At 64.5% G+C, this 14037-nt stretch carries 10 protein-coding genes; 7 read left to right on the top strand and 3 right to left on the bottom strand.

Annotated elements, in window-relative coordinates:
* Positions 1–8: 8 nt before the first annotated feature.
* Genes QQL28_RS43715 through QQL28_RS43725 form a run of 3 tightly spaced genes read right to left on the bottom strand, consistent with a single transcriptional unit; the run spans position 9 to position 3170 of the window.
* Complete coding sequence (locus QQL28_RS43715; RefSeq protein WP_284275886.1) at positions 9–1427, bottom strand: hypothetical protein; 1419 nt, start codon at positions 1425–1427, stop codon at positions 9–11.
* A gap of 5 nt (positions 1428–1432) precedes the next feature.
* A complete protein-coding gene (locus QQL28_RS43720) occupies positions 1433–2152 on the bottom strand; it encodes a hypothetical protein (RefSeq protein WP_284275887.1) in 720 nt (239 codons plus the stop codon).
* The gene (locus QQL28_RS43725; RefSeq protein WP_284275888.1) at positions 2142–3170 is read right to left on the bottom strand and encodes a catalase; all 1029 of its coding nucleotides are present in this window, start codon (positions 3168–3170) and stop codon (positions 2142–2144) included. The genes QQL28_RS43720 and QQL28_RS43725 overlap by 11 nt, the downstream gene beginning before the upstream one ends.
* A gap of 609 nt (positions 3171–3779) precedes the next feature.
* On the opposite strand from QQL28_RS43725, the gene QQL28_RS43730 reads away from it, so the two are divergent.
* The 7 genes from QQL28_RS43730 to QQL28_RS43760 form a co-directional block, all read left to right on the top strand.
* Complete coding sequence (locus QQL28_RS43730) at positions 3780–4508, top strand: outer membrane protein (protein WP_284275889.1); 729 nt, start codon at positions 3780–3782, stop codon at positions 4506–4508.
* A gap of 257 nt (positions 4509–4765) precedes the next feature.
* A complete protein-coding gene (locus tag QQL28_RS43735; protein ID WP_348522565.1) occupies positions 4766–4969 on the top strand; it encodes a hypothetical protein in 204 nt (67 codons plus the stop codon).
* A 518-nt stretch (positions 4970–5487) separates the two neighbouring features.
* Entirely contained in the window at positions 5488–8991 is a 3504-nt protein-coding gene (gene dnaE / locus QQL28_RS43740) for a DNA polymerase III subunit alpha (RefSeq protein WP_284275890.1), read from the top strand.
* Between the two features lie 152 nt (positions 8992–9143).
* Positions 9144–9884, top strand: a complete 741-nt coding sequence (locus tag QQL28_RS43745; RefSeq protein ID WP_284275891.1) for a carbonic anhydrase — start codon at positions 9144–9146, stop codon at positions 9882–9884.
* A 270-nt stretch (positions 9885–10154) separates the two neighbouring features.
* Positions 10155–11378 (top strand): S1C family serine protease, encoded by a 1224-nt coding sequence (locus QQL28_RS43750; protein ID WP_348522566.1) that lies wholly within the window; start codon positions 10155–10157, stop codon positions 11376–11378.
* Complete coding sequence (locus QQL28_RS43755; protein WP_284275892.1) at positions 11375–12337, top strand: FHA domain-containing protein; 963 nt, start codon at positions 11375–11377, stop codon at positions 12335–12337. The genes QQL28_RS43750 and QQL28_RS43755 overlap by 4 nt, the downstream gene beginning before the upstream one ends.
* Positions 12338–12525: 188 nt before the next feature.
* Positions 12526–14037: caspase family protein (locus tag QQL28_RS43760; RefSeq protein ID WP_284275893.1), on the top strand; the 1512-nt coding region annotated here is incomplete at its 3' end.

Genomic DNA, 14037 nt, shown 5'->3' on the forward strand with positions numbered 1-14037 from the left:
TGGGTGACTCACGTCGTCAGCGATCCCAGAAAGCGGATCGCCGAGAGGCTCGGCAGGAACGTGTAGGCGCCGCCCCGGGTCGAGACAAATCGCGGCAATCCCCGCAGCCGGATCGTGTTGCCGGATTTGAGCGGCAAGTCGAACCAGCTCGCGCTGGGATCGTTGGAGCCCGTGATCGGATCGTTGGATTCGGTGATGCGCGGGTCCTGCAGGCCGAGATTCAGCCAGTCGCAGGACATGGCCTCGAACTGGGCGCCGAGGCTGGCCCCGATGAAGTTGCCGAGCAGGCCTCGTTCCGGCTCGGCCTTGCCGGGATCGCGGGGCTGTGTCCGAACATAGAGCGGTCCATAGGGCACGCCGCGCCGTACCAGACGCCGGCTGTTGTTCGCGACGCGTTGCACGATCTGTCCGCCGCGCGGATTGCACCGGCGGATATGGGCTCCGTAGGGGCAACGGGACTCGCCAGTGTAGTCGAACTTCTCCTTCACCAACTTGGGATCAGGCGTGTCCGCCGAGAGCGCCAGCGGCGTGCCATCGCGCCATCGGCCGCACAAATTGGCGGCAACGACCTCGCGCAGGGCGCCATGACGCGTCAGGCCTTTGAGTTTGAGGACCTCACCGATTTTCGCTTCGGCACCGGGCGCCAGCACGTCATCGACCTGCTTATGCTTGAGCAAATCGGACGCGGCCTGATCGAGATAGTCCTCGAAGCCCACCACGTCCTGCTTCAGGACGCGAAACGCGTTGAAGGTGCCGTTGTGTCCCAGGGCTGCGGGCTGAGGCACCCGCCACATCAAATCTTCCAGGTTTGTCTTGTGCCCCAGCAAGACCGTGCCGAGCGGCGCGCGGGGTTGTCCGTCGTCATGGCGCTCGCGGTCGTGAATGCCCTCGAACCGCGGTTGCATGATGTTGTCGCGATAGCCGAAGTGGACGGCGTCGTCCTCGAAGCTGCAGCCCTCGCGGGTATCGAGCTTTTTCAGGGCGCCGCCGGCGAGGGCGCGTTCCTGGACCTGGTCCAGCTGCTGTTTCTTGTCGGCGTAGATCGTCGCGATGAGATGGATCCGCTTGGGCTCGTCGAAAGGCTTCGGCCAATTATCCGGCGCACTCGGCCCGACATCCCCGAGCTTCAGGGCGCGCGCGGTCATGCCTTCGATGAATTCGTTCGGGAACATCGCAAGCGAAGCGCTCGGCGTGCCGAGGGCGCGCAGTCCCTCGTAGGTCAGGCCGATGTTGAAACAGGTGTCGGGCTTGTCCTTCCCCCAATTGTAGGGGGTGATCTGCGGGACACCGTCGCCGTGGCCGGAGACGGAGGCGGCGAGCCAGCGCCGCGCCGCGCCGGGATCGGCAACTTCCAGGATGAGATAGCGCACGTACGGCTTGCGATACCCGCGCAGGATGTTGCCCTGCACATCAGCGATGTCGTTCATGGCGCTCACCAGCCTAACCCCAATCGTTCGCGGACCTGCGCCGCCGAGTACCCCGGATAGGCCCGGTAACCGCTGCCCAGCGAAACGTTCGGGTTGGCGCGAAGCTGCAGGACCAGCTTGCGCGGCAGCAGGGTCAGATCGTCATTGACGGGTGATACGGCCCTGTCTCCGTTCAAGGCTTCCTGGTCTCTCAGAAAATCGGTGGGCGTGTCCGGCACCTGATACAGGTCGCGCTCGTGCACCCATTGGATGAATGCCTCGACATTCTCCTCGCAAGGGATCACGTCATCTCCGCCTTCGACGAGTGACACCACGGCGTTGAACACCTGGCCGATCGTGGCGATGAAGTCTCTGATGTAGTTGGTGAAGTCCCCGTCATAGACGGAGAACATGCAAATGTTGTCGCCGACGATGACGAAGCGCGCGAAGTGCACCGTGCCGACATTGTTCAATCCGGCGTAGATCGCATCCTTGTTTTGCGCGATCGCGAGCGCGGCTTCCGCGCGTCCGATCGGTGACTTGACCTTGAGCGGCATGATCAGGTTCATCATGCACTGGACATTGTCGCCGTGCTGGAACGACGCATGCGGGCCGCCGGGCAGGGGCTTCACCGGCGTCTTATGTGCCCAGTAAGGCACCAGGATCCACGAGGCCACGCGCTTGAATCCAAGCGTCGTGGGCAACCAGTTCACAATGCGATCGAGCAAACCTTCGTCAGCCGGCATCGACCTTACTCCACTTGAAGGGGCAGCCGCCGCGGATTTCGCGCGAGGCTTCATAGGCGCCGAGACGGGCCTCGAGGATGGGATCCGCGGAGGGCTCGATGCCGGGCGCGAGACGGTTGGGATTGAAGCTGATGCGTTCGCCGTCCGCTTCCTGATCCTCCGACACCTTGAGAAGCGTCAGGGTCCCCATGGAGATCCGCAAGCGTGTCCCCGGCCACGGCTTGGTGCAATCGTCGATCGCGTCGCCCGCTTCGCCGATGGTCATCATCAGCATGAACCGGGCCGGCCACTTCTTCAGACGCTCGTCAAGCTCCTTGAACAGATATTTGTCCTGCGGCACTGCCATGGGATCGGTGTTGCAGACGCCTGCGACCGGCTGCCAGGAAAAGCGAACCGGGCGGCGAACGCCGTTGGGAGCCGTGACCCAGAAGGTGTGGACGGCGTGATAGCTCGCGCGGGCGTAGCTCACGGGCGCGCCGATCACGGCGGCCTGAAACACGCCCAGCTGGGCGAACCGGTGCTGGTTGGCGTAACGAAGCGCGCCCGCGTTGACGTTCTCGGTTTCGTTCAGATACGGGTCGCGGTCGGGCACCTTGAGCTTCACAAGGTCGCAAAGCTTCTGCCACCAGGACAGTCGCGAATAGGGCGCGAGCTTCGCGATCTCGGTGAATTTAAAGAAGTCATCGACATTGCGGACGAAGAATTCGCCGAGCGTCGTGGCGATCAGGTCCGATCCCTTTCCGTCCGAGATATGAAAGCGGGTCGCCATCCCCCGGACATCGGACCAGCCGTCATGCTGATCGGGGCCGCCCAATCCGTTGGAGAATCTAACTGACGCGGGGACAGGCTGTCCCTGGAATTGCTCGGCGATGCAATAGTTGCGCGCCACATTCGACGCCACGAACTCGCCCTTCACGCCGATGCCGATGGTGTGAACAGGCCGCCTCGGACCGACAGGCGCCGGCAAATTGTCAATGATGGCCTGGACGAGCTGCTTTGCTACCGATGTATCCACCATGGCCCTCTCCATTTTGGACGGACGGCTGAGGGTGCCGTTGGTGCGCCCTGTGCGTTGGCGTTGTCGATCGAATTCAGCCCGTGCCCTGCGCCAACACGTTACCTTCGATCGCCGGTCGGTTATGTGATGTGGTTCACAAAAGTCACCCGAATGAAGCGCCTCGCGAATGGTTTGCCGGCCAGCGTTTTGGGCGGTCGCATGAACCATCCCACCAGGGGCAGCGCTTCATTTCGAGCACATAAGTTTTCAGGCCAATAACGATTCCCGCATTGAAGCCCGTCATCTACACGCCGGTGTGAGCGAGCCGCATTGTGGAACGGCGCCGGCGTGATTGTGGCGGCAATGCGGAGACAAAAAGTCCGCACGCCACACTCTTCCTTCACAACAAGATGTGAACAGTTTCTGTGCGCGTCAGAGAGTCTGAAAATGGTGTGAAACCACTGTAAAAATAGGACTCAAATGAGTTCCGGAGGTGCGCGAGAAACATTCATTTACCTCGCAGGTCCTTTCGACAGGACTGTTGCGTCACGGTTACAGCAATTCCGTCGATCGCTGTTAAGAGGTGCCGACGGCCCGGGGGCCTTTCGAAGAAACTGGAACGGGAATCAAATGAAGAAGAGTTTGTTGCTTGTCACTGCGAGCCTCGTCGCGCTCAGCGCGGCTGCGCCGGCGGTGGCTGCTGACCTTGCGGCGCGCCCTTACACGAAGGCGCCGCCTCCGATGGTCGCTGCGATCTACGACTGGAGCGGCTTCTACATCGGCATCAACGGTGGTGGCGGTTCGGCTCACACGACCTGGGACTTCGTCGGCACGGGCTCTGAAGGTTCGCACAATGCGACCGGCGGCACCGTCGGTGGTCAGATCGGTTATCGCTGGCAGACCGGCCAGTGGGTGTTCGGCGTCGAAGGCCAGGGCAACTGGGCCGACTTCTCCGGCGACAACGTCAGCGCCGTCTTCCCGGGCGATCGCAACCGCACCAAGATCGATGCGTTCGGCCTGATCACCGGTCAGGTTGGCTATGCCTGGAACAACGTGCTGGCCTATGTGAAGGGCGGCGCGGCTGTGGTCAGCGACAAGTACGACGTTTTCAGCACCGCAACCGGCGCGTCGCTCGGCTCGACCAGCCAGACCCGTTGGGGTGGCACGGTCGGTGCCGGCCTCGAAGTCGGCTTCGCTCCGAACTGGTCGGTTGGCGTCGAGTACAACCACATCTTCCTGGCCGACAAGGACGTCACGTTCACCGGCTTGGTCGGTACCGACCGCATCCGTCAGGACGTCGACATGGGTCTCGTCCGCCTGAACTACAAGTTCGGCGGCCCGCTCATCGCCAAGTACTGAGCAAGTACTGAGATTGATCGCTCCTTCGGAGCGGTTGCGAAAGCCCCGGCCTTTGGCCGGGGCTTTTTTCTTTTGGGAGATCATCGAGTTAGCCGTCGGACCGCCGCGGTGCCCCGTGCTGCAGCTTGGGTTCAGTCCTGATTAGGAACCGCTCGGTTCCGCAAACGTTGGAGGACATCACCGCCCGGCCCGTGGCTTCTATCGGTGACTGAGAACGCCGGTCGCGCTCCCGCCCCACTCTAGCAGGGAGCCGCGCCATGCTGCAGCAGCGACGGCGTTTCAAGCAAATCGATCCACTCGACAAGCGCCTTACGGACGCTGCCCGGCAATTGCGCAGGGAAGCGCAGGACACCCCGCCGGGGGTTGAGCGCGAAAGGCTTATCCGCAGAGCCCGGCAAGCAGAAACGGCATCTCATATCAACGAGTGGTTGACGTCGCCCGGATTGAAACCGCCCACCTAGCCAAAGCGGGGCGAAATCATCATGGCCGATCTGCTTCTCAAGCTCGCCATCATTGGACTGTGCGCCTTTTCGGCAGTCCTCGCATCCATGCTGTTCTTCAATTTTTGATAGGCCGCCTCACACCGGCCAGGTCGGGGATTAACCACAGGCCCCTTTCTTCCAAACCCGCCCGCAACCGTGGCTTGACTCCTGGAACAAAACTAGAACAATGTTCTCTCTATGTTCTAGCGAGGGAGCAAGGCCATGTTGAAGATCTTCGTGGAAGAAGCCGCTGCACTGGCATCGATCACGCTGTTCGTCGGGATGATCGCGATCTGGGCGCAGGTGATTCCCCAGCTCTGAGCGGGGATCGGTGGCCCCTTGTTGAAAAGCGGGACGGCGCGCGGAATGTGCGCCGGTGCCGTGGACTCCTGGGGGCCGAGGCACCACCATTGTCGGGCGAGTCGGGCCAGCGAAGCGCGCATCCTGCGCCCCGGTCCGGCTGGTTCCCCACGATGCCCAGGAGGCCGTAAGCGACCATGCCGAGCGCCGGATTTGTCCATCTTCACGTTCACTCGGCCTATTCGCTGCTCAAGGGCTCGATCAAGATCGCCAAGCTCGCCGAGCTTGCCAAGAAGGACCATCAGCCGGCGCTGGCGCTGACCGACACCGACAACATGTTCGGTGCGCTGGAGTTCTCCGACAAGATGGCGGGCTCCGGCATCCAGCCGATCGTCGGCTGCGAGCTCGCGATCGATTTCGCAGACCAGGATCCGAATGCGCGCAATGCGATCGGACCCTCGCGGGTCGTGCTGCTGGCGGCGCAGGAGTGCGGCTATCGCAGCCTGATGCGGCTGAACTCGCGCGCGTTCATGGAGACGCCCGACAGCCACGCGCCGTTCATCAAATTCGATTGGCTCGATGGCGAGACCGACGGCCTGATCGCGCTGACGGGCGGGCCGGACGGGCCGATCTCGCTTGCGCTCGGGGCCGGCCATGCCGAGCTCGCGGCGGCGCGCTGCGAACGGCTGGCAAGCCTGTTCGGCGACCGCCTCTACATCGAACTGCAGCGCCATGGCATCGACAAGGAGCGCCGCATCGAGAGCGGGCTGATCGATATCGCCTATACAAAAGGCCTGCCGCTGGTTGCGACCAACGAGCCGTATTTCGCCTCGACCGACGACTACGAGGCCCACGATGCGCTGCTCTGCATCGCCAGCGGGCGGCTGATCGCGGAGACCGATCGCGTGCAGCTCACGCCCGATCACCGCTTCAAGACCCGCGCCGAGATGGCGGTGCTGTTTGTCGACATTCCGGAGGCGCTGGCCTCGACGGTCGAGATCGCCGAGCGCTGCTCGTTCCGCCCGATGACGCGCAAGCCGATCCTGCCGTTCTTCACCGTCGGCGCCGCTGCGAGCTCCGATGCCGCCGCGGTCGAGGCGGCCGAGCTGAAGCGGCAGGCGGAGGAAGGGCTTGCCAACCGTCTGCGCGTGCACGGCCTGTCGCAGGGCACCACGGAAGAGGAGTACAACAAGCGCCTGGCGTTCGAGCTCGACGTCATCATGCGCATGAAGTACGCGGGCTACTTCCTGATCGTGTCCGACTTCATCAAATGGGCGAAGTTGCAGGGCATTCCGGTCGGTCCGGGCCGCGGCTCCGGCGCCGGCTCGCTGGTCGCGTGGGCGCTGACCATCACCGATCTCGATCCGATCAAGTTCGGGCTGCTGTTCGAGCGCTTCCTCAATCCCGAACGCGTCTCGATGCCGGACTTCGACATCGACTTCTGCCAGGACCGCCGCGGCGAAGTGATCCAGTACGTGCAGCAGCGTTATGGCCGCGACCAGGTGGCGCAGATCATCACCTTCGGTACGCTGCAGGCGCGCGGCGTGCTGCGCGACGTCGGCCGCGTGCTGCAAATGCCCTATGGCCAGGTCGACAAGCTGACGAAGCTGGTGCCGCAGAATCCGGCCGCGCCGGTGACGCTGGCCGCCGCGATCGAGAGCGAGCCGAAGCTTCAGGCGTTCCGCGATGAAGATCCTGTCGTCGCGCGCGCCTTCGACATCGCGCAGCGCCTCGAAGGCCTGACGCGCCATGCCTCGACGCATGCGGCCGGCATCGTGATCGGCGATCGCCCCCTGAGCGAGCTCGTGCCGATGTACCGCGATCCGAAGTCGGATATGCCGGTGACCCAGTTCAACATGAAATGGGTCGAACCGGCCGGCCTCGTCAAATTCGACTTCCTGGGCCTGAAGACGCTGACCGTGCTCGACGTCGCGTGCAAACTGCTCAAGCCGCGCGACATCCATGTCGATCTCGCGACGCTGCCGATCGACGATGCCGAGAGCTACCAGATGCTGGCGCGCGGCGAGGTGGTCGGCGTGTTCCAGGTTGAAAGCCAGGGCATGCGGCGCGCGCTGGTCGACATGCGCCCGGACCGTTTCGAGGACATCATCGCGCTGGTCGCGCTCTATCGCCCGGGCCCGATGGCGAACATCCCGACCTATTGCGCGCGCAAGCACGGCGACGAGGAGCCGGAATATCTCCACCCCGTGCTGGAGCCGATCCTGAAGGAGACGTTCGGCGTCATCATCTACCAGGAACAGGTGATGCAGATCGCGCAGGTGATGTCGGGCTATTCGCTCGGCGACGCCGACCTGTTGCGCCGCGCGATGGGCAAGAAGATCCGCGCCGAGATGGACAAGCAGCGTGACATCTTCGTCGCGGGCGCGGTGAAGAACGGCGTGCCGAAAGCGCAGGCCGAGACGATCTTCGAGCTGCTCGCCAAATTCGCCGACTACGGCTTCAACAAGAGCCACGCGGCGGCCTATGCGCTGGTGTCCTACCACACCGCCTACATGAAGGCGCATTATCCGGTGGAGTTCATCGCGGCGTCGATGACGCTCGATCTCAACAACACCGACAAGCTCTCCGAATTTCGTTCCGAAGCGCAACGCCTCGGCATCAAGGTCGAGCCGCCGAACGTCAACCGCTCAGGCGCGACCTTCGAGGTCGGCGAGAAAACGATCTATTACGCGCTTGCTGCGCTGAAGGGCGTCGGCCTTCAGGCCGTCGAGCAGATCATCGAGGAACGCACCAGAGGCGGGCTGTTCACCTCGCTTGCCGATTTCGCCGCGCGTGTGTCGCCGCGGGCGATCAACAAGCGCATCATCGAAAGTCTCGCTGCCGCCGGCGCCTTCGACACGCTGGAGCCGAACCGCGCCCGCGTCTTTGCCGGTGCGGATGCGATCCTCGCCGCCTGCCAGCGCGCGCATGAGGCTGCGACCATCGGCCAGAACGACATGTTCGGGGGCGCGGCCGACGCGCCGACCATCATGCTGCCGCAGATCGAACCATGGCTGCCGGCCGAGCGGCTGCGGCGCGAATATGACGCGATCGGCTTCTTCCTGTCCGGCCATCCGCTCGACGACTACGCGATGGTCCTCAAGCGCCTTCGGGTGCAGACCTGGGCGGAGTTTTCGCGCGCCGTCAAAACCGGCGCGACCGCCGGCAAGGTCGCCGCCACCGTGGTGTCGCGCATGGAGCGGCGCACCAAGACCGGCAACAAGATGGGCATCATGGGCCTGTCCGATCCGACCGGCCATTTCGAGGCGGTGCTGTTCTCCGAAGGGCTCGCGCAATATCGCGACGTGCTCGAGCCCGGCGCTGCGGTGTTGCTACAACTCGGTGCGGAATTGCAGGGCGAGGACGTGCGCGCGCGCGTGCTGCATGCCGAGCCGCTCGATGACGCCGCCGCCAAGACGCAGAAGGGACTGCGCATCTTCCTGCGCGACACCAAGCCGCTGGAATCCATCGCGCGGCGGCTCGCAGGTCCGGACGCTGCGCCCTCGAACGGCGGCGCGCCCAAGGTCGGCAGCCCCGGCATCGCGCCGCGCTCCAACGGCGACGGCGAGGTCTCGCTGGTGATGATGCTCGACCTCGAGACCGAGGTCGAGATGAAGCTGCCCGGCCGCTTCAAGGTCTCGCCCCAGATCGCGGGCGCCATCAAGGCGGTCGCGGGCGTCGTCGACGTGCAGCAGCTTTAGCCGCGTTCGCCGCGGGTTGCGACCGGTCGAGCTTGTTCCGCTGGACGAGCGACCGCACGAACGAAGCTCGCCGAGCTGCAAGCCGTCGACTAAGATGCGCGGCATGGTTGCCGCTGCTTCGACGAAAGCGGCTCATCCGGGAGGAGAAAAGCATGTGCGAGAATTGCGTCCATGATCGCGATGTCCACGTCGGGCCTTCGCGGAGGTCGCTCATCAACTTGACCGTCGCCGGGCTCGGGCTGACCTTGGGGGGAGCGGCATTGGCCAAGGAGACGAAAACACCGCCCAAGCCGCAGAACGTGGTGACACCCGACAGCGCGTTGAAGCGGTTGATGGACGGCAATGCGCGCTATGTCGACGGCGTTGCGCGCCGCCACGATTTCAAGCACGAGCGCGAAGCCCTGGCCGGCGGCCAGAATCCGTTCGCCGCCGTATTGAGCTGCGCCGACTCGCGCATCGCGCCGGAATACGCCTTCGATACCGGCCGCGGCGATCTCTTCGTCTGCCGTGTCGCCGGAAATTTCGCCGGCACCGAGACCATCGCCAGCATGGAATATGCGGTCGCCGTGCTGAACACGCCACTGATCCTCGTGCTGGGCCACGATGCCTGCGGCGCCGTCGATGCGACGCTGAAAGCGCTCAAGGACAACACGTCGCCGCCCGGACACATTCCCTCGCTGGTCGAGGCGATCGCGCCGGCAGCCAAGACGGCCATGCAGCAGGGCGGGAACGTGCTCGACGTGGCGATCCGGCAAAACGTGATCGACAACGCCGCCAAGCTGAAGTCTGCGGCGCCGATCCTCAACGCGGCGGCCGAGCAGGGCAAGCTCAAGGTCGTCGGCGGCATCTACCGGTTGGCCACGGGCACCGTCGAGCTGATCTCCCAGGGCTGAGCGCGCCCCGTACGCGATCGACCAGCCTCGCCGAGGGGAGCTGCGATCTCCGCTTCCAACGAATCCGGACGATGTTGCAACCCCTCCGTGCTTTCGCTATGCACCGTCCGGGCAGGTGCGGCGCTCAAGCCGCTACGAGGCCGACGAACGTCGGGAGCAGGGGACTTGTGTAGTTTGGCTGTTGGCACGCTTTTGCGCGCCATCGGATTGTCACTTCTGATCGCTACATGCGCTTCGGGGATTGTATCGGCGGCACAGAGTGAATCCTCCGTGGCCGAGCGGATCTATGCAGCTGCACCGCCGCGGCTCCTGCAAATCCGCACATTGGTCGCCGATGCCGGGCGCCAGACGTCGAACGGCTCGGGCTTCCTGGTCTCCGCGGACGGCCTTGCGATCACCAACTACCATGTCGTTTCGCAGGCCGCGCTGGAGCCCGACACCTATCGCCTGGAATATACGGCTGCCGACGGCAGCCAGGGCCGCGTGACGCTGCTGCGCGTCGATCTGCCGAACGATCTTGCGCTGATCCGCGTCGACAAGAAGGATGCCCCGTACTTCAGGTTCGACCAGGCGGCCATCGAGGGCAGGCTCGCCAAGGGCGAGCGGCTCTATTCGATGGGCAATCCGCTCGACCTCGGCTTCACTATCATCGAGGGCACCTATAACGGGCTTGCCGATCACAGCTACACCGAGCGCATCCATTTCTCCGGCGCGCTCAATCCCGGCATGAGCGGCGGTCCTGCCGTGACCGCGGACGGCAACGTCATCGGCATCAACGTCGCAACCCGCAGAGGCGGTCAACTCATCAGCTTCCTGGTGCCGGCACGCTTTGCGGTCGATCTGTTGCAGCAGGCCGGCGAAGGGGAGAAGCCTGCCGACCCGAAGAGCGACGTCGGCCGACAGCTGCTCGCTTGGCGATCCGGGCTCTTCAAGTCGCTCGGTGAAGCAGGCTTCCGGTCGGATACACTCGGCCCTTACCGTGCGCCTGCAACCCAGGCGCTGTGGTTCAATTGCTGGGCCAGCACCAATGCCAGCGCCACGCCGAAGCCGCGCGCGAGCGTCAACTCCACCGAATGCAGCAGCGACACCACGGTCTTCGTGGCGTCCGACCTCAACATCGGTGCGATCACCGTCAATCATTCGCTGGTCAAGACCGTCGACCTCAATCAATTCCAGTTCGCGAACTATCTTACCCAGCTCAGCCAGCCTCGGCTGAGCGTCGGCGGTCCGTTCAAGAAATGGTACACGCCGCAGCGCTGTCTTGAGGATTTCGTCAGCGTCTCGACACCGAGGCAGCATCCGCCGCTGCACGTGGTGTGGTGCGCACAGGCTTACCGGCGGTTCGAGGGGCTCTATGACGTGTCCTTGATCGCGGTGACGCAGGACCAGCCGCTCGAGGCGCTGGTGTCGCGGCTGACCATGCAGGCGGTCGGCTACGACGATGCCATTGCGCTCGGCACGCGGTTCCTTGAAGCTGTGCAGGTCGGCCAATGATCTGGGTTGAAATACTCTCGCGACAGCGCGAGGTCGCCGCGCGGGTTCGGATCGCCGCTCCGGAAGTGCGCATCGGGCGCGGCTACGACAACGACGTTGTGGTCGATGACCCCTACGTGGCCGCCCAGCATTTGCGGGTGTTCCGCCGCGACGACGGCAGCCTCGTCGCTGAGGACAGCGGCAGCGCCAACGGCACGTACATCGACGGCAGCAAGACCAGGCTGTCCGACTTCGTGGTGGACGGCAAGCAGCCGATCCGCATCGGACAGACCTACCTGCGGATTCGTGACGTCAGTCACGCAGTCGAGCGCGAATTGCTGGCACCGCCGGAGCGGCACGTTCTGCCGATCGTCCTGGCGCTGGTCATCGGCCTGTCGGTTCTGGCGATCGATGCGCTCAAGATATGGTCGAACCAGACCACGGAGCCGCGCGCGTCAGCCTATTTCACGCCGCTCTTGACGATCGCTGCGACGCTCCTCGTCTGGGTTGGAGTGTGGGCGCTGCTCTGCCGCATATTCGCCGGGCGATCGCAGTTCCTTCGCAACCTGCTGATCGCGCTCATTGGCATCGCCGCCGTCTCGCTCTACGACGAGTTCGCCCAATATGTCGCGTTCGCTTGGACCTGGCCGGCTGGCGTCAGTTACGGATATGTGGTGGTCTGGCTGGTCGCTGCAGCCGTCTGCTTCTATCACCTGCGCGAGATCGGCCGCCGCCGGCTGTGGTTGAAAGGGGCGGTCGTTACGGCATTGCTCGTGGGCGGCATTGCGCTGCAGACGTTGCAGCTATCCGAGGCCCTCACCGATTCGGGACGGCAGCAGACCGTGCATCGGCTGATGCCGCCGATGCTGCGCGCTGTTCCGCTCAAGGACGAGGGCGCTTTCTTCGGCAAGATCAGCAATCTGAAGGCGGATCTCGATGGCGAACGCAGCTTGCCGCCGCCGGGCGAGCCGCACCCGTGAACGGGCGCAAGCCCGAATTGCCTTGCAAGACCCGCGTGCCTGCCCGGTTTGGGGAGCTTACATGAACCTGACGGCGAGATGCGTCATTCCGTCGCCTCAATCCAAGCGCTTTCGTTCAAACGCCGTTCAGCCAGCCGCGCGCTTCATGCGCGGTGGCAAGCTCAACAACAATAGCGGGCGCGAAAGCCATGCGTGGGACACGACAATCTTTCCTTGGATCCTTCCTCGGTCTGCTTCTTCCGGGCCTGCTGCTCGCGGCAGGCGGACTGTTCGACCCTGCCTATGCCCAGCAGCCTGAGAAGCGCATCGCGCTGGTGGTCGGCAATGGCGCCTATGCGAAGTCGCCACTGGCGACGACTGCCAATGATGCCGGCCTGATCGCGCAGACACTGCAGGCCGCCGGCTTCGACGTGGTCGGCGCCCGCGACCTCGACGGCGACACGCTGCGCAAGAGCTTTCGCGATTTTCTCCAGAAGGCCCAGATATCCGGACCTGGCACGGTCGCGATGATCTATCTCGCCGGCTATGGCGTGCAGCTTGCCGGTGAGAACTACTTCATCCCGGTCGATTCCAACATCACGCGCGATACCGATGTTCCGACCGAGGCGCTGCGCGTCAGCGACTACGTCCGCCAGCTCGCTGCGCTGCCGTTAAAGGCTGATATCGTCGTGCTCGATGCGGCCCGGGCGCAGCCCTTCATCGAGGGCGGCCAGCCGATCGCCAGCGGGCTCGCGCTGGTCGAGCCCGATGCGAACATGCTGATCGCCTACAACGCCGCGCCCGGCACCGTGGCGCCGGAAGAGCCGGGACCGTACGGCATCTACGCCCAGTCGCTCGCCGAGATGATCCGCACCGGCGGCCTGTCGCTTCCCGAGGTGTTCGACCGCGTGCGCCTGCGCGTCAACGACGCCAGCAAGGGCGCGCAGGTGCCCTGGGACGATCAGAAGATCAGCGCGCAATTCTCCTTCTTCGAGCGCGGGCCCGACGCACCGCCGCCGCAGGCCGCGCCCGACCAGGTCGCCGCGATCCACAACAAGCCGATCCGCGATCTCGGCGTGCAGGACGCCTATGCGGCGGCGCTCGAGCGCGACACGCTACCGGCCTATGAGGAATTCCTAACCGCCTATCCCGGCGATCCCATGGCCAAGCGCGTGATGGCGATCGTCGCGGCGCGCCGCGAGGCGATCACCTGGCGACGGACCTACCGCGCCGACACGCCGGACGCTTACTGGTCCTATCTGCGCCGCTATCCGCGCGGGCCGCACGCTGGCGATGCACGGCGCCGGCTTGCGATCCTGACCGCGCCGCTCGAGCCGCCGCCGAGCTTTGCCATGATGGATTACGACGTGCCGCCGCCGCCGCCGGAGGAGATCGTCTATGTCGACCGGCCGGTCCTGCTGTTCAGCGACCCCGTGTTCGGCTTCGTGCCGCCACCGCCGCCGCCGATCTATTATCTGCCGCCGCCGCCACCGGATTTCATCGTGCTGCCGCCGCCGCTGCCCGTGGTCGGACTGTTCGTGCTGCCGCAGCCGGTGTTCGTGCCGATCCCGGTGTTCGTCAGGCCGCCGATCTACGTCGCGCCGCCGCCGAACAACATCATCTACCAGAACATCCACAATACGACGGTGATCAACAACGTCATCAACCGGCCGCCGATGACGGCGGCGGGCCTTGCGCCCGACAGCATCGCGCCGGCGGAA

Source organism: Bradyrhizobium iriomotense, from assembly GCF_030160715.1.
Taxonomy (GTDB): domain Bacteria; phylum Pseudomonadota; class Alphaproteobacteria; order Rhizobiales; family Xanthobacteraceae; genus Bradyrhizobium; species Bradyrhizobium iriomotense.

Excerpts from the sequence above, each read along its gene's own strand:
- QQL28_RS43730 (WP_284275889.1), top strand. The coding sequence starts at position 3,780 with ATGAAGAAGAGTTTGTTGCTTGTCACTGCGAGCCTCGTCGCGCTCAGC.
- QQL28_RS43735 (WP_348522565.1), top strand. The coding sequence starts at position 4,766 with ATGCTGCAGCAGCGACGGCGTTTCAAGCAAATCGATCCACTCGACAAG.
- QQL28_RS43755 (WP_284275892.1), top strand. The coding sequence starts at position 11,375 with ATGATCTGGGTTGAAATACTCTCGCGACAGCGCGAGGTCGCCGCGCGG.
- dnaE (WP_284275890.1), top strand. The coding sequence starts at position 5,488 with ATGCCGAGCGCCGGATTTGTCCATCTTCACGTTCACTCGGCCTATTCG.
- QQL28_RS43745 (WP_284275891.1), top strand. The coding sequence starts at position 9,144 with ATGTGCGAGAATTGCGTCCATGATCGCGATGTCCACGTCGGGCCTTCG.
- QQL28_RS43715 (WP_284275886.1), bottom strand. The coding sequence starts at position 1,427 with ATGAACGACATCGCTGATGTGCAGGGCAACATCCTGCGCGGGTATCGC.
- QQL28_RS43720 (WP_284275887.1), bottom strand. The coding sequence starts at position 2,152 with ATGCCGGCTGACGAAGGTTTGCTCGATCGCATTGTGAACTGGTTGCCC.
- QQL28_RS43725 (WP_284275888.1), bottom strand. The coding sequence starts at position 3,170 with ATGGTGGATACATCGGTAGCAAAGCAGCTCGTCCAGGCCATCATTGAC.